The organism is Hyphomonas jannaschiana VP2 (assembly GCF_000685215.1).
Classification (GTDB): domain Bacteria; phylum Pseudomonadota; class Alphaproteobacteria; order Caulobacterales; family Hyphomonadaceae; genus Hyphomonas; species Hyphomonas jannaschiana.
In genome coordinates this window covers 101,466-124,182 of sequence record NZ_ARYJ01000002.1, presented here as the reverse complement: position 1 = coordinate 124,182, position 22,717 = coordinate 101,466, and the positions used below count along the sequence as shown (strand labels likewise).

Sequence of the window (22,717 nt, the reverse complement as noted above, 5' to 3'; positions counted from 1 at the left end):
ATCCCCTCTGGAATTGACCGTGAGTCCGGCCGCGACCGTGAAGTCCGCGCGGCTCAACAGGATCAACAAGTCAGTTGTCGGATCGGGTGGAAATTATCCGGAGATGCCCCGTAAACGAAGCCTGCCGACTTACATGGGCATCCCGATCCGGGTTGTGATGAGCCAGCTCTTGACCCTCCAGCAATGGGAAGGTTTAGAAGGAATGCGTCAGACCAGGAAAGGAGCCAGGCCATGAATATTGGCGAAGCCTCGAAAGCCACCGGCATTTCCGTCAAGATGCTGCGCTACTATGAAGAGATCGGCCTCGTCCAGCCCGCGCAACGGACAGAATCGGGCTACCGCATCTATTCAGACAAGAATATTGCAACGCTCCGCTTCGTGCGGCGCGCCCGCGATCTCGGTTTCCAGGTCAAACAGATCGGCGCGCTGCTCGATCTCTGGGAAAACGGCAGCCGGGCAAGCGCGGACGTGAAATCGCTGGCGCTTGCCCATGTCAGCGAACTCGAACAGCGCCGGCGTGAACTTGATGAGATGATCGCCACACTGAACCATCTGGCGCGGAACTGCCATGGGGATGACCGCCCGGACTGTCCGATCCTGACCAGCCTCGGCGCGGACAGCGATGCTCCGGCGCCCCGCACCCCGCGCAAAAAGCGGTCCCGGAAGGGATTTGCCTCAGCGAGGTAGGCCCGGCGGGCGCTCCCGGCAGCCGGGCACCGCGCTCACCCCGGCCAGAGTCCCATCTCCCGCAGCTTCGCTTCGATGCGAGGCTTCTGATCCTCGAACGTCCCATAGGCAAACCAGTCGCCGATCTCGGTGATGGGGGCGATGCGGACGCCGAAACGCCGGCGCGCGTCTTCCATGACCGCCTCATCAGTCAGGTCCCGTTCGGTATAGGCGATGCCCTCCCGCTTCAGCCATGACTTCAGGCTGCGGCAATCCGGGCAGGTCGGCGTCGAATAGATGGTGACCGCCGCTTTCATTTAAGCACTCCCTGGTCAGATGAAGAAAAGGGCCGGGAGGCCCGGCGTAGCCGGACCTGCGGCAGGGATCAGGTCGCCGGACCGGCGCGCTCGGTCATTGGGGCCGCGAAGCGGCGCAGCCTCAGTGCATTGCCGAGCACGAAGACAGAGGAAAGCGCCATCGCGCCGGCCGCAAAGACTGGAGAGAGCAGAACCCCCGACACCGGCCAGAGCACACCGGCGGCAACCGGGATGAGGGCCGCATTGTAGGCAAAGGCCCAGAAGAGATTCTGGCGGATGTTCCGCATGGTGGCCCGGCTGAGCGCAATCGCGTTCGGCACCGCTTTCAGGTTGCCAGACATGAGGACCACATCCGCCGCCTCGATCGCCACGTCCGTGCCGGTGCCGATCGCCAGGCCGACATCCGCCTCCGCCAGCGCCGGCGCATCATTGATACCATCTCCGACAAAGGCGACCGGACCGATCTCCTTCAGGCGCCGGACCGCAGCCACCTTGCCGTCCGGCAACACTTCCGCAATCACCTCATCGATCCCCAGAGGCCGGGCAATCGCCTCGGCTGTGCGCCGGTTGTCTCCCGTGATCATCGCCACCTTCAGCCCCAGGCGATGCAGGGCGGCGATGGCCTCCGGCGTCGTCTCCTTGACCGGATCCGCCACGGCGATGATGGCGGCAAGCCTGCCACCGACGGCCGCATAGATCGGGGATTTTCCTTCACCGGCGAGACGTTCGGCCGTGCCGCTCAGGGCTTCCAGGTCATGGCCAAGCTGCGCCATGAACCGATCGGCCCCGATCTGAACAAGATCGCCGCCCGCCACCGCGCTCACGCCAAAGCCGGTGACGCTTCCGAAATCGCGAACCTCGGGCAGGACCAGGCCTTCAGCCTCAGCCGCCGCAACGATCGCGCGGGCGACCGGGTGTTCGGACTTCGCCTCGACAGCGGCGACCCGGGCAAGGACTTCGTCCCGTTCGTAACCGGGAACGGTCACCAGGTCGGTCAGGCGCGGCCGTCCTTCCGTCAGGGTGCCGGTCTTGTCCAGCGCAACGACGCGGGCATCCTGCAGGGCCTGGAGCGCATCGCCCTTGCGGAACAGGACGCCGAGTTCTGCGCCCCGTCCCGTTCCCACCATGATCGAGGTTGGCGTCGCGAGCCCCATCGCGCAGGGACAGGCGATGATCAGGACCGCCACGGCGTTGACCAGGCCGAATGTCAGGGCCGGGTCCGGCCCGAACAGGAACCACACTCCGAACGTCAGAGCGGCCAGTATCATCACGACCGGTACGAACCACATGGTGATCCGGTCCACGAGCCCCTGGATTGGCAGTTTCGATCCCTGCGCCTCCTCGACCATCCGGATGATCTGCGAGAGCATCGTATCGCTGCCGACCGCAGTGGCGCGGAAGGCAAAGGCGCCCGTCTGGTTGATCGTGCCGCCTGTGACGGTTGCGCCGATTGCTTTCGCGACCGGCAGCGGTTCGCCGGTGATCATGCTCTCATCGATCCAGCTTTCACCCTCGATGACCTCGCCATCCACCGGAATGCGCTCGCCCGGCCGGACCTCGACAATGTCGCCTTCAATGACATTCGCAACGTCGATCTCGGCAAGGGCGGCGCCGCGCCGCACACGGGCTGTCTTCGGCCGCAGGCCAATGAGACGCTGAATCGCCTCCGAGGTCCTGCCCTTGGCCCGGGCTTCGAGCACGCGTCCGAGAATGATCAGGGTAATGATGACAGCCGCCGCCTCGTAATAGACGTTGACAGCGCCCTCCGGCAACAGGGCCGGGGCGAATGTCGCGACCAGGGAATAAGTATAGGCTGCAAGCGTGCCCACCGCGACAAGACTGTTCATGTCAGGTGCCCCGCGCAGGAGCGCGGGTATGCCCTTCCGGTAAAACCTTGCCCCGGGGATGACCAGAACCAGCGTTGTTAATACGAACTGGAGAAGCCAGCTCGCAGTCATGCCGATGGTCGATGCGATCAGCTCATGAAATCCCGGAATGAGATGGCTTCCCATTTCGAGCCCGAAAACCGGCAATGTAAGGCCGGCCGCCAGCAGCAGGTCACGGATGAGGACGCGGCGTTCCTGTTCCTTGCGCAGATCGGCCCCGGCCGATGCATGACGGCCCGGATCTACCGCATGGGCCTGATAACCTGCCTCGCTGACAGCCGCGACCAGGTCCGCAATGTCGGCGCGGCCGGTTATGGTCGCGCGCTCGGTGGCAAGGTTGACAGACGCGCCGGTCACGCCCGGGACCGCTTTCAGAGCACGCTTAACGCGGCCGACACAGGACGCACAGCTCATACCCTCGATCGCGAGTTCGACAGCCGGCGACGAGACGGCATAGCCGGCATCCTCGATCGCGCGGATCGCTTCGGCCCGGACGTCAGGATCGGAAATGCGGATCTCGGCGCGCTCAGTCGCCAGGTTGACGCTGGCGTCGAGAACGCCGCGAACCTGCTTCAGCGCACGTTCCACGCGTCCGACGCAGGAGGCACAGCTCATGCCCTCAATCGGAAGAGAGAGGGTTTCAGGGATGGGTCCGGGGTGCGCAGTCATGGCAGGAATCCTTCAAAATCGGTCTGATGCGCCAGAATATGGGATCTCCCATGATGGGAGGGTCAAGCGCTGCTGTTCCGAAACATCAGTAAGGCTTTCTTCCCTTTTAGATACCTGCCGGCAAAGACCGGTAATTTCCGGTCGTTCAGATTGGCGCGCGGAAGATTTGATTTCTGGCACACTTGACCCTCCAACGCTGGGAGAGACCATCTCTCTGACTGCCACACATGAAAAGGAGGGCAGAATGCAATTGCACATCGAAAACATGACCTGCTCCGGCTGCGTCCGGACCGTGACCCGGGCGATCCACTCGGTTGACCCCGGCGCGACGGTCAATGCCGACCCCGAACACCACACGGTCGAGGTCGGGACGTCTGCGCCGCGGGCAGGAATTGAGGCAGCGCTCGCAGCTGCCGGCTATCCTGCAGCTCGCGAAACCCCCTGACCCGCCAGGGTGTTGAGCCCCCGCTCTCCTCGTTCGCCGGAGCAGTGACCCCGGCGAATGAGGCCCCTCTTCACGGCAGGGATTCAGGCCCAGCCGGTTCGTATTGCCTGCCGAGCAAGCGTGAAGTCCGAGTGTGCGCTGGCTATTACCCATAGCCAAGGATGAAAGGTAAACACACAAGACCTGCTGGCTGTTTCCAGAATTTGAGGATCGGCACACTTCAGGAGCCGACAGCGTTACCCGGAACAGGGGATCCTATTCCGCCCTGACTCGCAAAGAAGGCGTAGCAAGTCTTTGAGCTGACATTTCAATTTCATGCACTAGCTATGCCTCGCGCGGTCCCCAAAGCAGAATAGAAGCTCCGCTCAAACAGAGCGCGGCACCAATCACATCCCATCTGTCAGGTGTCCGGCCTTCCACTCCCCAAAGCCACAGAATTGATGACGCAATATAAATGCCGCCATAAGCCGCATAGGCCCTGCCCGCGTAGTCGCTATCAACTCGGGTTAACAGATAGGCGAATACCATCAGGCTGACAATTCCGGGGACGAACCAAAATATACTGCGGCCAAGACGGAAATACGCCCAGAACGCAAAGCAACCGCCGATCTCGGCGATAGCCGCACCGATGTATACCGCGACCGTAGAGATCACGATGCCAGCGTCTCCAGCACGGGGCACTCCGGCACCTCTCCGCCCGAGCACTGTGCTGCCGTGGCGGCAAGCACCTTCTCGATTTGCTTGAGATCTGCGATCTTGGTCCGCACCTCCGCAAGATGCTGCTCCGTCATGGTTTTGACTTCCGCGCAGGTCTGGGTGCCCCGATCAACGAGACGCAGCAATTCGCGCAGCTCGTCGAGGGAAAAGCCGAGTTCCCGGCCACGCAGGATGAAGCGCAAGCGGGCGACGTGCCGCTCGTCATAGACGCGATAGCGGGACGCGGTGCGCGGCGGCTCCGGCATGATGCCGATCTTTTCGTAGTAACGGATGGTTTCCAGATTGCAGCCCGTCCGCCGCGCCAGGTCCGCGCGCTTCAATCCCTTCCCGGAAACGTGATCGCCCATAACGTCATAAATCCTTTGAGTCTGTAGTTACTACAGACCTTATCACAAGGTGAGAACGAAATCGAGGATGATGGCGTATGAGCCCAACCGAAGCAGAAACCCAGCCAATGCAGGCCGTGGACGGCGCGGACGACCGGAAGCGGAAACTCTTTGCGGCAGGCGGCGTGATCGGCGCCATTCTGGCCTCGACCTGCTGCGTGGTGCCGCTGCTGTTCGTCACGCTCGGGATTTCAGGGGCGTGGATCGGCAACCTGACCGCCCTTGAGCCCTACAAGCCGTATTTCACAGGCATTGCGCTCATCTTCATCGGCCTCGGCTTCCGGCAGGTCTACTTCAAGGCCAAGCCCGCCTGCGTGGAGGGCAGCTACTGCGCCAAGCCGCAGTCGGCCGTCATCGCCAAAACTGCGCTTTGGCTTTCCACTGTCATCGTCCTGCTCGCGCTGACCATCAGCTGGTGGGCGCCGCTTTTCTATTGAACCCGAACACAGGAGCAACCGTTATGAAACGACCCCTTATCCTCGCCGCTGCCCTGCTGGCACTCAGTGGACTCGGCTGGGCAATCGCACCCGCTGTGACCCCGGCCGTCGCGCAGTCCGCTTCTCAACAGGTGGCATCCGCCCAGACCCGGACCTTCGTCATCCAGAACATGACCTGCGCCTTGTGCCCCGTCACGGTGAAGAAAGCGATGGAAGGCGTTGCGGGCGTCACATCGGTGGCGGTGAATTTCGACGCCAAGACGGCGACGGTTATCTTCGATCCGGCGGTGACGAATGCGGACGCCGTTGCCGCGGCCTCCACCAATGCGGGTTATCCGGCCTCGGTTAAAGGCTGAGCCAGACGAAGGACGGCACGATCCTGAAGACCGGCACCGTTCGCTGCCGTATGCTGCGCGCCGCCCGTGCTGGTCATTGCCCTCGGTACGCCCGGCCTGTCGGCCTGGGTCGATGGGCTGGACTACGTGCTGCTGCGCGGGCTCGCCGTCTTCCTCGGCCTGACAGACTACGCCTTGTGGCGGCGGAACCGCGCGGTGGCCTGTTGCGGTATGAGCATTCAGACAAACAAGGAAAGAGACTGACATGGCGGACTGCTGCGCCCCGACCAAATCATCGAAAACGACCTTCGACGTCGCCGTTATTGGCGCTGGCTCGGCGGGCTTCTCCGCCGCCATCACGGCCGCCGAACAAGGCGCAAACGTGGCGCTGATCGGCCATGGGACCATTGGCGGCACTTGCGTCAATGTCGGCTGCGTGCCGTCCAAGACCATGATCCGGGCCGCCGAGGCACTACATGGTGCTCGCGCAGCTGATCGCTTCCCGGGTCTGACGGGCGAAGCGCAAGTGAACGACTGGCGGCGCCTGAGCGCCGCCAAGGATGACCTTGTCTCGACGCTCAGGCAGAAGAAATACGCGAATCTCCTGCCCGAATACGACACCGTCGCCTATCTGGAAGGTGAGGCCCGACTAAACGGGGCGGGTGTCATCGTGAATGGCACCGCCATCGCCGCCGGCAAGACCATCATCGCCACGGGCGGGCGGCCCGCCGTGACGCCGATTCCCGGAATCGATAGCGTGCACTACCTGACGAGCACAACGCTTCTGGAACTGGAAGACCTGCCCGAAAGTCTGATCGTCATCGGTGGCGGTTATATAGGGGCCGAGCTCGCGCAGATGATGGCCCGCATGGGTGTCAGGGTGACGGTGGTCTGCCGCTCCCGGTTATTGCCGCAGATCGAGCCGGAAGTTTCAGCAGCCCTGGCGGAAGTGTTCCGCAACGAGGGCATCACCCTCCATTGCGGCATCGCCTATGATGCCTGCCGTGAAGATGAGACGGGTGTAACCGTCTGCGTCAGGGAAGAGGGCAGACTGATCGAGCTGAAGGCCGAGCGGCTGCTGGTCGCAACAGGGCGCACGCCCAATACCGAAGCGCTGGGCCTCGCCGACGCCGGCATCGAACAGGACAGTCGCGGCGCCATCGTCATCGATGACCGGATGCGCACGTCGATGTCCGGCGTCTACGCCGCCGGTGACGTGACCGACCGCGACCAATTCGTCTACATGGCGGCCTATGGGGCCAAACTCGCCGCCCTCAATGCGCTCAATGGCGACAGTCTCGCCTACGACAACAGCGCCATGCCGTGGGTCGTGTTCACCGACCCGCAGGTGGCGGGCGTGGGCCTGACCGAAGCGGCGGCGAAGGCTGCCGGTCATACGGTCAAGACCTCCGTCCTGCTGCTTGATGCCGTACCACGAGCGCTGGCTGCCCGCGACACGCGGGGGCTGATCAAGCTGGTGGCCGACGCCAGCACCGACCGCCTACTCGGCGGCCAGATACTCGCACCGGAGGGCGCGGACAGCATCCAGACACTGGCCATGGCGCTCAAATTCGGCATGACCACCAAGGCACTCGGCGAAACCATTTTTCCCTACCTGACAACGGTCGAAGGGCTGAAGCTAGCGGCACAAACCTTCGACAAGGATGTTGCAAAGCTCTCGTGTTGTGCAGGTTGATCACACCTGACCAACCCTCCGGAACAGATGGAAAATTGCCCGCCGCCCCTTCGGGCACGGAACCAGTCGAAAATGCAGCGGCGTGGAAACTTGCCGCTTGTTATGAGAATGACTTGCAGTTACACGCACGATTGATAATCATTCTCAACAAGGACAGAGCCTTGAAGACTTCGACCCGCCTGTTTCTCGCTGCCGGACTGACCGCCGGTATGGCCACCCCCTGCGCCCTCGCCCAGACACCTCCCCCCGGCGAGGAAGAACGCGTCCTCGACACGGTCATCGTCAAGGATTCCTCCCAGGTTGAGCTCACCCGCGAATATGCGGGCGGCCAGGTGGCGCGGGGCGGACGGGCGGGCCTGCTCGGTAATCTCGACTTCCTGGATGCACCGTTCTCTGGCACGGCCTATACATCGGACCTGATCCTCACCCAGCAATCCGACAGCGTCGGCGATGTCCTGCAGAACGACCCGGTGGTTCGTGTGGCCAAGGGATTCGGAAACTTCCAGGAAGTCTATGTCCTGCGCGGATTTCCCGTCTATTCCGACGACATCACGCTCAACGGGGTCTACGGCATCCTGCCCCGCCAGTTTGTCGCGGCCGAACTGCTTGAGCGAGTCGAAGTCTTCCGGGGCGCAAACGCCTTCATCAACGGCGCCGCACCCGGCGGAAGCGGCGTCGGCGGCACGATCAACCTGGTTCCGAAACGCGCCCCTGCAGACGGCGTACGCCGCGCGACTCTCGGCTATGAAACTTCCGGCCAGGCCTATGGCGCACTGGATATCGGAGACCGGTTCGGTCCGGCACAGGAATGGGGTGTCCGCTTCAATGCCGTGCTCCGCGATGGCGAGACGGCTGTCGAGGACCAGGACCGCGCCTTGTCGGTGTTCTCACTCGGAACGGACTATGCCGGCGAACGGTTCCGCTTCTCTGCCGATGCCGGCTACCAGGACAACCGGATCGATGCGCCCCGCCCACAGGTGACGCCGCTCGCCGGCGTGCCCGCAACACCGGATACCGATACAAACTTTGCCCAGCCCTGGACCTATACCGACGAAAAGCAGCTCTTCGGCGTGGTTCGCGGTGAATACGACATCAGTGATGCCGTGACCGTCTGGCTTGGCGCGGGCGCGCGCAATGGTGAAGAAGCCAATGTTCTCGCCAATCCCAGCGCGGCCGCAGACGGCAGCCTGACCGCTTATCGCTTCGACAATACGCGCGAAGACGATGTCGTCTCGTTCGATACCGGCCTCAGCGCCGAATTCCGGACCGGGCCGGTCGGTCACCGAGTCGTCGTGTCGGCCTCTTCCGTCAGCCTGGAATCGAAGAATGCCTACGCCTTCTCAAGCTTCTTCACCCCCTTCGCGACAGATCTTTATAGCCCGGTCGCCGTGGCCGCCCCGGCGGCGGATTTCTTTGTTGGCGGCAACCTCGCCAGCCCGCTGAAGACCGAAGAGGTCACCAACACCTCTTTTGCCATTGCCGACACATTGTCCTTCATCGACGGACGCCTGCTGGCAACGATCGGCCTTCGCCAGCAGGAGATCGACACGGCAAGCTTCGACTATAATACCGGCGCGAAACTCTCCGGATATGAAGACGACAAGATCACCCCGGCCTTCGGCCTCGTCTACAAGGCGACGGACGAGGTCTCCCTCTATGCCAATTATGCCGAAAGCCTCCAGCCGGGCCAGATCGCCCCGGCGACCAGCGGCGGCGTGACCATCCTCAATTCAGGCGAGGTGCTCGAACCCTTCACCGGTGAACAGGTCGAGGCCGGTGTCAAATATGATGGCGGCGATTTTGGCGCTACGGCCGCAATCTTCCGCCTGACCCGCCCGAATGCGATTGTTGCAGAACAGGTGTTTTCCGCCTCCGGCGAGCAGGAAAATACCGGTCTCGAACTCACTCTCTTCGGAGAACCCATGGATGGCCTGCGCCTGATCGGCGGCGCAACCTTCCTCGATTCAGAACTTGCCAGGACAGAGGGCGGTCTTGACCAAGGCAACACTCCGATCGGCGTGCCCGAGATCCAGGCCAATCTCAACGCGGAATGGGATGTCGCAGCGATCGACGGACTGACCCTCGACGGACGGATTGTCTATACGGGCGAGCAATATGTGAACACGGCCAACACGACCGAGCTCGACAGCTGGACGCGTCTCGATATTGGCGCCCGCTACTCGCTCGATATTTCCGACCGCCCCGTCACCCTGCGGGCACGGATCGAAAACCTCACCGATGAATCCTACTGGGCTTCGACAGGCGGCTTCCCGGGGGCTAACTATCTGATCCTTGGCAATCCCCGGACGTTCAGCGTCTCGGCCTCGATCGACTTCTAGGAACCCGGCGCAAGATGATGCAGGCAGGAACAATCAGGGCGTGGAGCTGGGTCCATAAATGGACAAGCCTCATCTCGACCTTGTTGCTGCTCATGCTCTGCCTGACCGGGCTGCCGCTCATCTTCCATGACGAGATCGACAGCGCGCTCAATCCGGAAAGCTGGCAGCCGGCACATCCCGGCGGGGCGCCCCTTACGCTTGACGAAATCCTCGACATTTCGCTCGAACACCGTCCGGGCGAGGTGCCGATCTTCATGAGTTTCGACATTGACCGGCCGGTCGTGAACGTCACCACAGGCCCAGCCGGAGACGCGCCGGGGCATGACATGCACTTTGCCTCCTTCGATTTGACGAGCGGCGATCTCGTGCCGCCCGCAGATCGTGGCGAGAGCGTCATGGAATTCATTCTCCAGCTGCACACGGACATGTTCCTCGGATTACCGGGCATGTTGTTCCTTGGCGCAATGGGATGTCTTTTCATTGCCGCGATCGTCTCGGGCATCGTCCTTTATGCGCCCTTCATGCGCAAACTCGATTTTGGCACGGTGCGCCGGCGCCAGTCCCCGCGCCTGAAATGGCTCGACTACCACAATCTCCTCGGCATCGTGACGCTCGCCTGGGTCCTGGTCGTGGGCATAACGGGTGTCATCAACACGCTGGAAACACCCATTATAGATACGTGGCGCACGAACGAACTGGCAGACCTTGTTGCCGGCAACGAAGCGGCTTTGCTTGCAGGACCGCGCGCCTCACTTGATGACGCTGTCCGGGAAGCGGTCAGACTGGCGCCGGATATGGAACTCCAGTTTGTGGCCTTTCCCGGCAGCGGCTTTTCGACAGGCGCGCACTATGCCGTGTTCCTTCATGGTGACACGCCCCTGACGGAGAACATCATCACGCCTGTTCTGATCCATGCCGGCACGGGCGAGGTCACCGGACTCCGGCAGATGCCGTGGTATACAAAAGCCCTCTCCCTCTCCCGGCCATTGCATTTCGGGGACTATGGAGGTCTGCTCCTGAAACTCGTCTGGCTGGTCCTCGATCTCGTCACGATCATCGTTCTGGCAAGCGGGCTCTATCTCTGGCTCACCAAGCGGGAATCGCCGCGCCGCCGGACAGCCCTGTCTCATGCATCCGGAGCAGGTTCGGTATGACCGGACGTGGCGCAAACAGGGAGAGGCAGCGCGGCCTTGCCGCCATGTTCGCCGTGCCTGCAGCGCTCTTTGCGGTCAGTCTCACGGGCCTGATCGCGGCGCTCCTGCTGGATGGCGGACTGGATACCCTGTTCGCACTGGCAGCCGGCTCCGGAATTCTGGCGCTCGCATGGGCCTTTTTCGGGAAACGCAACTGAGCGTGAGTGCCACGGCGCTGAACAGCGCGCGTTTGCACGTATTGCTGATTTACATGATCCCCTCTGGGGTTGCCCCCGAGCCTCGCCGAGACTTCAACGCCGCGGTGCTCTAAGGGGTCAACAAGTCAGTAGCCGGACCAGACGGAATTTGTTTTCGGGCATCAGACAACGCAGGAAGACACCGGTGGGCTACACGGCGATCTCAATGCCAATGCCTGCTTCGACGCTGGTCTGGATCGGTGTGTGAAGGTCGACCTCCACGTCTGGTGCGCTCAGCGTGACGACCAGCGCATAACGCCCCGTCCTGCTGCAATTCTTCGCAGAATCTCTCCACCAGCCCATGACCGGCTTTACACAGACGACATTCCGCGCGGCAAGCTGGACGGCCGGCCCAACCCATTCGTCGCAATGCAGGGACCCGGAAGACATGCTGTTGGATCCGAACGTCCAGCCAAAATTGTCACCCCCATCGGGTCCGCCGGCTAATGGATCGTCCCGCTCCAGGGCATTCACACGCTCCACGAAATTCTGTTCGGTCTCCGCACGGCGCTTCAGATCGAACCTCAGGCCGAAAGACTGGTATCGCTGTGGGTCGATCGCGGCGAACCGGCCCGGATTTGGCTCGATGAAGTATGACAACGTGAGCTTGAGCCGCACATCCTGCTCGCCCAGTCCTTCAAGGACATCTGTCGGCCAGGGCAGCTTGTAATAGTGGCAATCGCCGAACTTCTTGTGCTTCTTCCCGTTTTCATCCCTGACCATTCGAAATGGTTGAATTTCATTCTCGGCAATCAGCGCCAGGTGATTGGTGGCAGACGCAGAGGCGCGCGCAAAATCCGGGACCCCGTGTCCGAACCGCCTCAGGAGAGGATACCGGGCCGTTTTCCCATTGGCCGCCTGCAACTGTGCTTTCATGTGCGGGGTCCATTCGGCACTATGGACAATGAGTGCGCGAATTGTTTCGGGCCAGAGACCGGAATGGGCAGCGCCTATCTGCGCCGCAAGCCGCGCAGCCTGGGCGGCCGCAGCGCTCGTCGCCGCAAATGGCACCAGGGGGTGCGTTGCCACGTCATCTCCGGTAGAAAGGGGGGCAAGCGAATCGAGGCTCAGGACTTCGGTCCCCAACGGGCTGGACGCCCTGTTTCCAGCCTCCATCACAATGTCTGGCTTGATCGGTGCCCGCCCCTGAGGCCAGGTCACCGAAGTCCGCGTGAACGGGCTGATATCTCCGGCTGCCTTGAGCGGCGTCCAGTCCTCATATCCCACGTCACCGATAGCTGTCTTGTTGGTGTAGCCCCCGACCGTCAGGGCGTTCCATGCCTGGGCCGGATCCTCGACGGGCAGCTCATCGGCGTCCAGAATATTGGCAGGCTCGATTTCAGGCGGTGCATTCCCCGCAGAGATCACAAACAACCGGCGAGGTGCATCGTTCTCGTCGCCAGCCATCTTGCCGATGGCCGCTTGGTCGATGGCGGCGCTCCAGGTCGTGGCCCGCGCCCCCGATACATTCTCATTGGTGACGGCCAGGCAGAAGAAGCGGTCGCGCTCGGAATTATTGATCTCGCTGATGGCGACGCCGGACTGCGTAATGGAACCATATGATTCCGGCTGGTTTGCGGGAAAGCCATTCGGAGGAAGGATCTTGACCGACTCCAGGCGGTGCGACAGGTCAATCTCGCCCGCATCTTCGAGCCTGGGTGTGAGGTCTCCGAACAGCGCCAGTCCGGCCATGCCGGTCCCGTGCCCGTGATGATCATCACCGCCCCAATCCGGATTGATCATCAGGAGGTCTCCGGCCGAGAGCGACGGCTCGATGAGCATATGCGCCCGGTTGACACCCGTATCCAGCAGGCAGACGGCGGGCGCGTCGCCCGCCGGCCAGCGTACGCGCTCCGCCAGGTCTTCAGTCCACTGCAATTGTTCTTCTGTGTCCTGGTCCAGGAAAAAGGCGGGCGTCGTGCTTGCTCGCCTGAGTTCTGAAACCCCCGCTGTCGCGAACAGGAGGAGTTCAATCGTCGCGCGCGTGGTTTTGACCGGGATGACGACGGCTTCCGGAAAGCTCAGCCAGTAATGCGCCTCCGCAATCAGGCAACCGAGCCTGCCGGCTGCGTCTGCGACCCGGTTGTCCATGCCAGGGAAGCACCAGACCTCCCACCAGATTGTGTCCTGGGCTCCCTGCGGCATGGCCTCCGCATTGTCGGTCCAGAACGTCTCGAGGCGCGCCCGGCGAATGGCCTCGATCGGTTCAATCTTTTTATGGTTGGGCGCCGCGCCATTGTTGTTGAGATTGCCTTCGCGGTAATCGCGAACGATTTCCTCGAGGACCGGCCGTGCCTCATCGGGAACATAGAGGGCGATCCGGAGGTCGCCATTTTCCTGCGGTTTTGCCGCTCCCGGCAGGACGCCGTCCCGTTTCCGCTGCAGCACCTTTTCGGGATTGCTGCCTCTCCTGAGATCGACCTCGATGTAGACGCCCTCAGCCGCATCGACACGGTCGTCTTCCGGGCGGTTTTCATCGGCGTCCCTGAAGGCTGCCTCGAATTGCGCCGCAATCATGGCACCGTGTTCGGCACGGATCCGGGGCGCGCCGCCCCCTCCGATATTCTGTCTTGGGGCCTGGTACTGGGTTCTGTTTACACGCGCGCTGATGTCGATATGCGGCTTGTCGAATTCAGGCATTGCGGATCAACCCTATTTCGCCGCCTGCGAAAAGACTTCCCGCATTTCCCTTCGGCCATCCAGGTAGCGAAGCACATCATCCGTCTTCAGCGTGTCCCGCTCGTCCAGGATGGCGCATTTCACAGCGTCTTCTGCGGCTCTCACGATTTCAGACTGGCTGAGGCCATGGGCCGCCTTGATGATTTTCTGCCAGCCGAGCCTCGGGAATTTCAGAGGGTGCAAATTTTTCGAGATCAGGTCCCTGATCTGGTCATCGGAAGGCGGGTCGAATTGCAGGACGAGGTCAAACCGCCGCAACAAGGCCCGGTCCAGGATTTCCGGATGGTTGGTCGCGCCGAGAAGCACGCTGTCCGTGGCATTCGGTTCTTCCATCAGCTGCAGGAACGAATTCAGCACACGCCGCATTTCGGCAACATCATTGGTTGCCGCCCGCTGACCGCCGATCGCGTCGAACTCGTCAAACAGGTAGACGCCGCGGCGCTTCAGGGTTTCATCGAAAACCAGGCGGAGCTTGGCGGCCGTTTCGCCCATGAACCTCGTGATCAGGGATTCCAGGCGGATCACGAACAAGGGCAGATGAAGCTCGCCCGCGAGCGCTTCAGCCGACATCGTCTTTCCGGATCCCGGAGGACCGATAAACAGCACGCAACGGTTTGGCGTTTTTCCGTGTTCCCGCAGCCAGTCCCGCTTCCTTTGCTGGCGGATGAGGTCTTCGAGTTTCTCCCGCACGCCGTCGTGAAGCACGACGTCCTTGAGTTTCAGCTTCGGTTCGCGAAGATCGATCAGGGCTTCAAGTTCGCCGCGCGGCTGTGAGAACTGTATCGGGACGGCAGCCCCGCGTGATTTCGTGCTTCGTGCCTGGTCGACGGCACTGCGGAGCTCTTCGGCAGTGGATCGATGTCCGCGGCGCGCTTCTGCAGCGGCGACTTGCAGGGCGATGGAGTAGAATTGCTCATCATCCCCAGCCGCCTGGCTCTTCAGCATCGCCAGAATTTGTTTCGTGTTGGACATCCCGGTTCCGTATCGCTCGCCTCTCGGGCAACGTTTAGTTGATTGCCCTAAGAATTGGTATACCCGCCCTTCTTTGCCTTGTTTTTGTTTCTGAATAATTTGTACGCAGGGCGCGCGACTCTACCATGTGCTGCCGAATCGCATCCCGCGTCCGTGGACCGGAAAAACGCTCGACCTGCATAATGTACGCTCGCCGTCCGCCACTTTCCAGACCGGGATTGGCGCACCGCCTCATCATGAAGAGTTGCAGTCTGGCGCTATGAAGCCCGCACCTCGTCCGGCCTGTCCTTCAATCCTCCTGGGATTGTTTCAGCAGGGTCAGCATGGCGGACGGGAGGCTGGTCTCTCGCAGGCGCTTGAAGAAAGCTTCCGCGGTCACCTCCCCTCCGACACGGCGGGCAATCGCCGCATGGATCCACGTATTGATGGAGACCCCATCGGCTTGTGCCAGGCGCGCCACTTCCTTCTTGAGCGACCTTGAGATTCTGAGTGAAAATCTTTGGCCGCCTGCCATGCCTATTCTTTCCTTGTTGTGATGAGGAGAGCGTCTGCCCGATTGTCGACGTCCACGGGCAGATAAAGCTTCAGGGTCTCGGCGAACTCCTCCTGCTTGCCGGCAGGAAAGGTTCCGCTGATGCGTTCCGCTGCGAGCATCTCGTCATCGATGTGTAGTTTTGTGATCGAATAGCGGTTCATTTCGGCCATGGCCTCGGCGAGCGTCACATTGTCGAACTGGAGGAGGCCTTCGCGCCATTGCGCGGCGCGGGCGGGGTCGATGGTGGAGAGGATGGGCTTGGTGCCGGGTGTGATCTTCAGCCGTTCGCCGGGCTTGAGGACGATGCTCTCCTGTTGGCTCTCTTCAGGTATCGCGCCCGCCTGCCCTGCGCTGGGGCCTCGGTCGCTTGTGGTCACGCGGACCGAGCCCTTGATGATCGTGACGGAGACCGTGTCCCGTTCCGCATGCACGTCGAATTCCGTGCCGAGAGCGCGCGTGACCGTGCCGCCGGCTTTGACGAGGAAAGGACGGTCAGCATGTTCGACGTCGAACAGGGCTTCGCCCTGTTCGAGGCGTATGAGACGTTCCGTTTCGGAATAGCGGACGCTGAGCTTCGTGTTCGTGTTGAGCGTGAGGATGGACCCGTCCTCCAGCGTGACGGTCTCCTGCTCACCGATCGCCGTGGCATAGATCCGCAGGACAGGATCGGGTTTCGGGGCCTGAAGGGTCAGGGCAACGGCGCCGATGAGGAATGCGGCGGCTGCGGCGGCAAGCGCCAGGACAACGGGTTTGCGGCTCCTGCCCGGCTCGGATCGGTGATTTTTATCCGGCCGGGAAAGACTTGTCCGGTCAATGACGCCGATCGCGGCCTCGATCTCGCGATAGGCGGCCGCATTGGCAGGATCCGATTCCCATTCGAGGAAGGACTCCCACATGGCGGGGCTGACATCAGGCGCCTGCAGCTCTGTATACCAGAACGCGGCGGTTTCCCGCCGGGTTGCCTCGTCCTCTCTGTCGGTCATTTTCCCGCTCACTCATCCCGTCCCGGAGTGCGTTTTGCAGCTCCGGAAAGGCTTTCGGCGATCTCGGCGACCGCCTCTGCGATATCCGTTTTGACCGTTGTGGCCGAAACTGACAAGCGCCGGGCAATCTCGTCATAGGTGAGGCCCTCATAGCGGTGGAGGCGGAGCGCGTTCCGCTTGCGGGGTTTCATGGCGGCGATGGTTTGCTCTGCAATGGCGAGTCTTTGTGCGTCCATGACCATTTGCTCCGGGGTCGGTGTGCGCTGGCAGGCAAGCCGGCCCGCGACCTCTCCGATCTCGTCCGACTGCCTGGCCTGCCGGATGCGGCCGGATTTGAGATAATTGACACTGAGGTTGCGGACCGTGGTGAAGAGGAGCGCGCGGAGGTCCTCTTCGGGCTTGTCGGCATAGGCGCGGCGGATTGAGAGGAATGCGTCCTGGACGAGATCTTCGGCATCGGCCGGATTGGTGATCCTGGCGCGGCAGAAACGGACGAGCTGGTCGTACTGGTGGCGGAAGACATGGCTGAGGGGGTCTGGGCTGCGGAGGGGGATGGGTTCGCTGGCATTGTCCACCTTGGGGACAAGGCGGGAGGGTTTTGGCTCAGGCCGGACTTGCTTGGACCAGTCGCGGTCACCGATCCCGGACTTCGGGTGTGGTGGAATCGAGAGTGGCTGAGTCTGATCTGGCAATTTGGACACTCTCTTGTTGGGGCGTTGCTAATGCGACAGCCGCTCCCACATTTCGCTACCAACACGAGCGATTCATCACTTTTGATTCGCTGTGGACTTTAGGTTTTTTCGATATTTCGCTGCCAACTTTAAGTGGAGTTCACTTCTCAGTCAAAACATAAAGTCCACTTTATGGTGTTTTGGTTTGCTAAAGTGAACTTGGGGCATGACCGATGCCCAGAGAGAACAGATCGCGGCGGCAATAAGAGCCGCACGTCGCTCGAAAGGGCTCACTCAAGAGGCATTGGCAGACCGCATCAACAGAACGCCGGCGAGCTTGAGCAACCTCGAACGAGCGCAAGCAATTCCATCATTGGATACGCTATTGTTAATCGCTGAAGCTCTTAGCGTCCCGGTCACGGATTTCTTGGAATTCGCTACTGTCGGACGCAAGTCACGATCCCGGATCCGCGAAGAGTCCGAAATCGTCGACCTGATCCGTTCTTTGTCGGCAGAACAGTTGCGAATTGCTCGAATGCAAATTGAAGCTCTCAAATCGCTGAAGAAATGATCGAGCAATCTCCACACTGATTAGAAGACTTTCTCCCAGCCTAATCTAGCGGTCCAAACCACAGCAAAGGCCGCTACTCCTGCTGTGACATTGCCTTGAGGACCCGTGCCATCTGTCGGAGGGTTTCCTTGGAACTGGCGCGGTCTATCCACATCTGGCATTCGCGGCGGGCGGTTTCGAGCGGGTTTTTTTTTGGTGTTTTCTGGTTGCTTGTGCCAATGAAGAGATCCTCAATACCGATATTGAGGACTTCGGTGATGGCCAGGACCATGGAGGCGCTGATCCGGCTGTCACCGGTTTCATACTTCTGGACCTGCTGCTGGCTGACGCCTAGCTGATCTGCCAGCTCGTTCAGCGTCATGTGCATGTCTTTCCGGTAGCGCCGGACATTGCGTCCGACCTGCTTGTCGACCTCTGTCGCTGACCTTGAATTTTTCCGGGGCACCGCCTGTCGCTTCCTTGTCATTCCCCCCACCTCTTTTTGACAGTAGTTCTGCCAACAAGTTGAAAACAAGGATAGAGGTGGAATCGTCGGAATCTGGCTCGTAATCGGCTTACCGGTGCCGAGGGTCTGTTCGATGCAGAGAATCAGTCACCCATACTCTGACAACCGCAATTCTCTTTTTGGTTGTTTTTGGAATCCATCTTGCAGGGATTTTCGCAAGGGGGACCAAACCATGACGAATTGCCCTGTTTTGTTACAATCTGTGCTTGATCGCTATGATTACGCACGGGCACTGTCCCGGAGCCGGTGGGCTTGGGAATTCCTCCGGCGCAATGAGGATTTCGTGGCGGAGGCCGCGCTTCATGGGACCGGCGAGATCTCGGTCCGGACCGCCTGCCATGGGATTACGCTGATCCGGCCGCGGATCGACCAGATGGCGGCCGAGCGCTGGGGGCTCGCCTTCTTCCCGGACCCGCGCCATGACGGATTTACCGCAAACGCGTTCTGGTCTTCGGCGCTGTTTCCGCGGCAGGTTCAAGTCCAGGTCAGCCCGGCCGGTTCGGATCTCGCCTGCCCCATCTACGACAAAACGGTGAAACAGTGCGAGATCGTCCATCTGGTCGATACCGCCGGACGGGAGCACATGCTGATCAAGGGCAACGGACACGTTGTGCAGGTTCAGTGTACGGGCATGTCCATGCTGTCGCCCGAACCGGTTCGTCTCGGCTTCCTGATACGGGGAACGGCCAACATCAACGCGCGCTGGCGCATGCTGAAGCAAGCGCAGAAGGTGTACGAACGGGATACAGGCGATAGCAAACCCGCCGTCTGGAGCCGGACCAGCCTCGCGTTCCGCAATGCGCTGATTGCCCATGATTGCGAAACAGCTGGCCTGTCCATCCGGGAGACTGCCGAGATCATTTATGGCAAGGCACGGGTAGATGACGCCTGGGCAGGCCCCGGCCGGTCGATGAAGGATGAAATCCGCCGGGCGCGGGCACGTGGCCGGGACTTGGTTTCAGGCGGCTACCGGACGCTCTTGTCCTGACCCTGATCGCCCTGGGCCCAGGCCGTATTCGGGTTGAAATAATCGACAGCATATGAATGCTAACCAACCGGGAAACGTGTGGGAGTAAGCGATTATGCCGAGCTGGCTTCAGGCCGCAGTGGACCACGCAATGAATCCAATTGTGAATGGCATTGCCTCTGCTTTCATTGCGGTTGTTGCCGGGCTGGTCATCTTCGCCCTGTTCCGTCTCGTTGGACAGCCCCTTCTCAACCTGGTTCTCCTGCCTCTCTTGAGAGCCGTTGATCATGTCCTGGTGCGCATCATAGCTCCCCTAACCGGCATCAAGTTTGGGCGGCCGGTTTATCGATGGATGTGCTTTATCGGCGTCTTCCTAGCGCTTGCAGGCGTCGCTGTCTTCGCGCCCGTTTTCGTCGCCATCGGCGCCGTATTCGCCGGCATCGTCACCGTGCTATCGATCTATCGCGCCTGGGAACAGGATGAGCTGGAGCGGCAGGTTGCAGAAGACAACGGCCGGGATCACCAACAAGAAAACGATTACGGTAATGAAATTCTGGCAGGTCTGCTGTTCCTGATCGTCTTTTTCACCCTCGGCTTTGTCAGATTGTCCGAACAGGAGACCATCTATCGCGGCCAGGCCGTAGTACCGATTGCCACCACGGCTGCCTTCGTCTGGGGCGAAATCCTGAAGGGTGTCCCGCTCGTCGACGCCTCTGAAGTCTACGGCCTCGGAAATGTGAGCGGCCTGGAGGCAGACGGAGGGTTGGGCCGTGGGCTGACATTCGTTTTCCGCGTATTCCTCGACCTGGTCTTGATTGCCAGCTTGCTGCGCCTGGTGACCATCATAAATCGCAGGGCGGCAGGTCAGGACCTGCGGGATGTCCGCGCCCAGTATGCAAGTTCGGATGCTGGGAGGATCAATGCGGCATTGGACCAGCTCCTGGAATTCGCCCTGCGCGGTGGCCTCAACGCCCAGGTCGAAATCGAACGGATCGCGCTGAGGGAAAGAGATGTCCCGGCCTTGAAGGACCCGAAGATCCTGCTTCGTGCGGGCGACATGCTGCAGGACCTGTCAGACAAGTTTGGCGGCATGAAATTCCTGCTTCCGGCAGTCGAGGCCTACAAGGCCGCACTGGAAGCCACTCCACGCGAGACCGCGCCCGAAGACTGGGGGCTGGCCCAGAACAATCTCGGCACCGCTCTGGCGACTCTCGGAGGGATTTCCGGGGATGTCCCGCGCCTTCAGGAGGCGGCCGATGCCTTTCGGACCCTGCTGGAGGTCCGTACACGCGAGGCAACCCCCGCTGGCTGGGCCCTGACCCAGGCCAATTTGGGCAGTTCACTTGAGAAGATTGGCAGGATCACCGGAAATGTCCCCTGCCTTGAGGAAGCGGTCGAGGCCTTCAAAGCCGCCCTGAAAGTGCGGTCGCGCGAGGCTATGCCGTCCGACTGGGCCGGGTCCCAGAGTGATCTCGGGCTTGCGCTGGAAACGCTCGGGAGGGTCACCGGTGATGTCCCGCGTCTGGAAAATGCGGTCCAAGCCTACAAAGCCGCCCTCTCGGTGTTCAGCCGCGCGTCCTCCCCCGCCGAATGGGCCACAACCCAGGCCGGTCTCGGCGCCGCGCTGATGAGTCTCGGTGAAATCGCCGGCGACCCGCCTCGCCTTGAGGAGGCGGTCGAAGCCTACCGGGCCGCGCTGGATGTGCGCACACGCGAGGCCATGCCGGCTGCCTGGGCCGAAGTCCAGAACAATCTCGGACTTGTACTGGCAACGCTCGGGTCGATCACAGAGAAAGTCACGTATCTCGAAGAGGCAATCTGCGCCCATACGAACGCACTGGAGGTGCGGACTCGCGAAGCTGTGCCCGCAGACTGGGCCATGACGCAGAACAATCTCGGTGCAGCCCTTGAAACACTTGGCGCAATCACCGGAAATATCCAGCACATGGAAGAAGCGGTCGAGGCCTATAAAGCCGCATTGGAAGTGCGGTCACGTAAGACCACCCCCGCTGACTGGGCCGCGACCCAGAACAATCTCGCGCTCGTGCTGGCAAGGCTGGGCGAGACCACCGGAGACGTGCCGCGCCTTGAGGAGGCGATCGAGACCTACCGCGGCGCGCTGGAAGTACATACCCGCAAGGCCATGCCCGCAGCTTGGGCCACAACCCTGAACAATCTCGGCGGCGTGCTTGAGACGCTCGGCGGGATGACCGGGAATACCGCGCACATGCAGGAGGCCGTCGACGCCTTTACTTCTGCGCTGGAAGTGCGGACACGCGAGGCTATGCCCGCCGACTGGGCTGCAACCCGGATCAATCTCGGCTTTGCTCTGACCAGGCTCGGCGGGATGACCGGGAACGCCCAGCAAATCGAGAGAGCGATCAATGGATTTGAGAAAATCCTTCAGGTGCATACTCGCCAAGCAATGCCCGTTACCTGGGCGACGACCCAGGCCGGGCTCGGCACAGCCCTGGTGACGCTCGGAGGCATGACTGGCGATCCCGCACGAGTGCGGACAGGGATCGAGGTGCTCCAGACAGCACTGGAAGTGCGAACACGCGATGCCACGCCGGAGAACTGGGCTGACACCCAGGTCGGTCTCGGCGCGGCCTTGATGACACTCGGGCGGCTCCAAAACGACAGCGCGCATCTGGAGCACGCCATCCGTCTCTGGAATGAAACGCTGGAGTACTATGATGACACAGGCAACACCCAGACGACGGAGCAGATCAACCTGCTCCTTCAGCAAGCGAAGAACCTGCTCGCCCAGCTAAAATCGGGATAGGCTCATCGCCGCATGTTGCCTCTTTAAACTGGTACTGACCAGCCGCAGGAATCCTTCGCTTCAGGCATCGCCCTCCCCCGGCCCGCTTGCGCGGGGCTGTCCAGGTGGCGAGAGCCCATTTGGTAAATGGATGGTCTTGCTGGCCCGGCTCGTCTCCGGTCCCCGGACCGCCCGGCCGGACGGTCCGGCGCTGCGGGGGCTCGCCGGCCGGGGCCGCACCGCGCGCTTCCCACTGGCCTTACAGCCAGAGGGGTCGCGGGTGCGTGATATCTCTATTGTATCAAGAAGCTTTCCGGGCTGATGACTCTGACGGGGCTTTCAGCCATTTGCCATAGACAGTCACCTGTTGGCGCTCGAAGCCAATGGATTCATAGAATTTGGCGGCGCGGTCGTTGCCATCACGTACCATGAGTTCGAGTTTCGGGGCGCCGCGCGACGTAAGCCAGAGGCCTGCCTCTTCCATCAGCTCCCGGCCTGCGCCGCGTCCCTGATGCGCCGGATCGAGCGCAAGGTAATAGACCCATCCGCGGTGGCCATCATGCCCTGCCATCACGCTTCCGATCAGCTGGTCTCCGCGATAGCCAACAAGAATGGTCGCTTCCCGGGCTGAGACAGCCCGGTCGATGTCGTCATTCGGGTCGTTCCAGGGCCGGGTCAGCCCGCAGGCCTCCCAGAGCGCGGTCAGCGCGGGCCGGTCGGTTTCGCGGAAATCTCTTACATGCATCGTCATGACGGTTCGAGACTGGAAGATTCGGCGGACCGATAC

Annotated in this window: 23 protein-coding genes; 12 read left to right on the top strand and 11 right to left on the bottom strand. The window is 61.5% G+C overall.

The genetic code is table 11. The annotated features are described in order from the left end of the window. Positions 1-231 precede the first annotated feature (231 nt). Complete coding sequence (gene cueR / locus HJA_RS03435; protein ID WP_034767368.1) at positions 232-687, top strand: Cu(I)-responsive transcriptional regulator; 456 nt, start codon at positions 232-234, stop codon at positions 685-687. A gap of 35 nt (positions 688-722) precedes the next feature. Here cueR and HJA_RS03430 read toward each other — a convergent pair whose 3' ends face one another. Both HJA_RS03430 and HJA_RS03425 read right to left on the bottom strand, forming a co-directional pair. After that, complete coding sequence (locus HJA_RS03430; protein WP_034767370.1) at positions 723-983, bottom strand: glutaredoxin family protein; 261 nt, start codon at positions 981-983, stop codon at positions 723-725. Positions 984-1,051: 68 nt separating this feature from the next. Continuing rightward, positions 1,052-3,538, bottom strand: a complete 2,487-nt coding sequence (locus HJA_RS03425) for a heavy metal translocating P-type ATPase (RefSeq protein WP_035578282.1) — start codon at positions 3,536-3,538, stop codon at positions 1,052-1,054. 244 nt (positions 3,539-3,782) lie between these two features. Here HJA_RS03425 and HJA_RS03420 point away from each other — a divergent pair, with 244 nt between their 5' ends. Next, the gene (locus HJA_RS03420; protein WP_035578279.1) at positions 3,783-3,983 is read left to right on the top strand and encodes a heavy-metal-associated domain-containing protein; all 201 of its coding nucleotides are present in this window, start codon (positions 3,783-3,785) and stop codon (positions 3,981-3,983) included. A gap of 324 nt (positions 3,984-4,307) precedes the next feature. Here the strand turns inward: HJA_RS03420 and HJA_RS03415 are convergent, their stop codons facing one another. Further along, positions 4,308-4,634 carry a YnfA family protein gene (locus HJA_RS03415; RefSeq protein ID WP_035578852.1) on the bottom strand — a complete coding sequence of 109 codons (327 nt, stop codon included), beginning with the start codon at positions 4,632-4,634 and terminating at the stop codon, positions 4,308-4,310. Further along, entirely contained in the window at positions 4,634-5,047 is a 414-nt protein-coding gene (locus HJA_RS03410) for a MerR family transcriptional regulator (protein ID WP_035578277.1), read from the bottom strand. Before HJA_RS03410 ends, HJA_RS03415 begins: the two co-directional genes overlap by 1 nt. 107 nt (positions 5,048-5,154) lie before the next feature. On the opposite strand from HJA_RS03410, the gene HJA_RS03405 reads away from it, so the two are divergent. The 7 genes from HJA_RS03405 (at position 5,155) to HJA_RS03375 (ending at position 11,244) form a co-directional block, all read left to right on the top strand. Then, positions 5,155-5,523, top strand: coding sequence for a mercuric transporter MerT family protein (locus tag HJA_RS03405; protein WP_035578848.1), 369 nt, complete (start codon positions 5,155-5,157; stop codon positions 5,521-5,523). Between the two features lie 23 nt (positions 5,524-5,546). Then, positions 5,547-5,879 carry a heavy-metal-associated domain-containing protein gene (locus HJA_RS03400; protein ID WP_035578274.1) on the top strand — a complete coding sequence of 111 codons (333 nt, stop codon included), beginning with the start codon at positions 5,547-5,549 and terminating at the stop codon, positions 5,877-5,879. A 66-nt stretch (positions 5,880-5,945) separates the two neighbouring features. Continuing rightward, the gene (locus HJA_RS18315; RefSeq protein ID WP_081814496.1) at positions 5,946-6,122 is read left to right on the top strand and encodes a mercury resistance system transport protein MerF; all 177 of its coding nucleotides are present in this window, start codon (positions 5,946-5,948) and stop codon (positions 6,120-6,122) included. A gap of 1 nt (position 6,123) precedes the next feature. Next, positions 6,124-7,554: a mercury(II) reductase gene (merA, locus tag HJA_RS03390; protein WP_035578271.1), complete on the top strand. Its 1,431-nt coding sequence runs from the start codon at positions 6,124-6,126 to the stop codon at positions 7,552-7,554. A 209-nt stretch (positions 7,555-7,763) separates the two neighbouring features. Then, entirely contained in the window at positions 7,764-9,893 is a 2,130-nt protein-coding gene (locus HJA_RS03385; RefSeq protein WP_051597365.1) for a TonB-dependent receptor, read from the top strand. A gap of 17 nt (positions 9,894-9,910) precedes the next feature. Then, a complete protein-coding gene (locus tag HJA_RS03380; protein WP_035578268.1) occupies positions 9,911-11,047 on the top strand; it encodes a PepSY-associated TM helix domain-containing protein in 1,137 nt (378 codons plus the stop codon). Beyond that, a complete protein-coding gene (locus HJA_RS03375) occupies positions 11,044-11,244 on the top strand; it encodes a hypothetical protein (protein WP_035578265.1) in 201 nt (66 codons plus the stop codon). The genes HJA_RS03380 and HJA_RS03375 overlap by 4 nt, the downstream gene beginning before the upstream one ends. Positions 11,245-11,433: 189 nt before the next feature. Here HJA_RS03375 and HJA_RS03370 read toward each other — a convergent pair whose 3' ends face one another. From HJA_RS03370 to HJA_RS03350, 5 genes are all read right to left on the bottom strand, one after another. Next, positions 11,434-13,923 carry a S8 family peptidase gene (locus tag HJA_RS03370; RefSeq protein ID WP_035578262.1) on the bottom strand — a complete coding sequence of 830 codons (2,490 nt, stop codon included), beginning with the start codon at positions 13,921-13,923 and terminating at the stop codon, positions 11,434-11,436. A gap of 12 nt (positions 13,924-13,935) precedes the next feature. Then, a complete protein-coding gene (locus tag HJA_RS03365) occupies positions 13,936-14,934 on the bottom strand; it encodes an AAA family ATPase (protein ID WP_035578260.1) in 999 nt (332 codons plus the stop codon). 289 nt (positions 14,935-15,223) lie between these two features. Beyond that, positions 15,224-15,448, bottom strand: a complete 225-nt coding sequence (locus HJA_RS03360) for a toxin-antitoxin system HicB family antitoxin (protein WP_035578257.1) — start codon at positions 15,446-15,448, stop codon at positions 15,224-15,226. A 2-nt stretch (positions 15,449-15,450) separates the two neighbouring features. After that, entirely contained in the window at positions 15,451-16,452 is a 1,002-nt protein-coding gene (locus HJA_RS03355; protein WP_035578255.1) for a FecR family protein, read from the bottom strand. Between the two features lie 8 nt (positions 16,453-16,460). Continuing rightward, positions 16,461-17,144 (bottom strand): RNA polymerase sigma factor, encoded by a 684-nt coding sequence (locus tag HJA_RS03350; protein WP_162177022.1) that lies wholly within the window; start codon positions 17,142-17,144, stop codon positions 16,461-16,463. A gap of 205 nt (positions 17,145-17,349) precedes the next feature. On the opposite strand from HJA_RS03350, the gene HJA_RS03345 reads away from it, so the two are divergent. After that, the gene (locus tag HJA_RS03345) at positions 17,350-17,694 is read left to right on the top strand and encodes a helix-turn-helix domain-containing protein (RefSeq protein WP_035578252.1); all 345 of its coding nucleotides are present in this window, start codon (positions 17,350-17,352) and stop codon (positions 17,692-17,694) included. 73 nt (positions 17,695-17,767) lie between these two features. Here HJA_RS03345 and HJA_RS17800 read toward each other — a convergent pair whose 3' ends face one another. Beyond that, a complete protein-coding gene (locus HJA_RS17800; RefSeq protein ID WP_051597311.1) occupies positions 17,768-18,160 on the bottom strand; it encodes a helix-turn-helix domain-containing protein in 393 nt (130 codons plus the stop codon). A 211-nt stretch (positions 18,161-18,371) separates the two neighbouring features. On the opposite strand from HJA_RS17800, the gene HJA_RS03335 reads away from it, so the two are divergent. Then, the gene (locus HJA_RS03335) at positions 18,372-19,187 is read left to right on the top strand and encodes a DNA -binding domain-containing protein (RefSeq protein ID WP_081814494.1); all 816 of its coding nucleotides are present in this window, start codon (positions 18,372-18,374) and stop codon (positions 19,185-19,187) included. Between the two features lie 94 nt (positions 19,188-19,281). Then, the gene (locus tag HJA_RS17795) at positions 19,282-21,951 is read left to right on the top strand and encodes a tetratricopeptide repeat protein (RefSeq protein ID WP_051597310.1); all 2,670 of its coding nucleotides are present in this window, start codon (positions 19,282-19,284) and stop codon (positions 21,949-21,951) included. Positions 21,952-22,231: 280 nt separating this feature from the next. Here the strand turns inward: HJA_RS17795 and HJA_RS03325 are convergent, their stop codons facing one another. Then, positions 22,232-22,681 carry a GNAT family acetyltransferase gene (locus tag HJA_RS03325; RefSeq protein ID WP_035578247.1) on the bottom strand — a complete coding sequence of 150 codons (450 nt, stop codon included), beginning with the start codon at positions 22,679-22,681 and terminating at the stop codon, positions 22,232-22,234. Positions 22,682-22,717 lie beyond the last annotated feature (36 nt).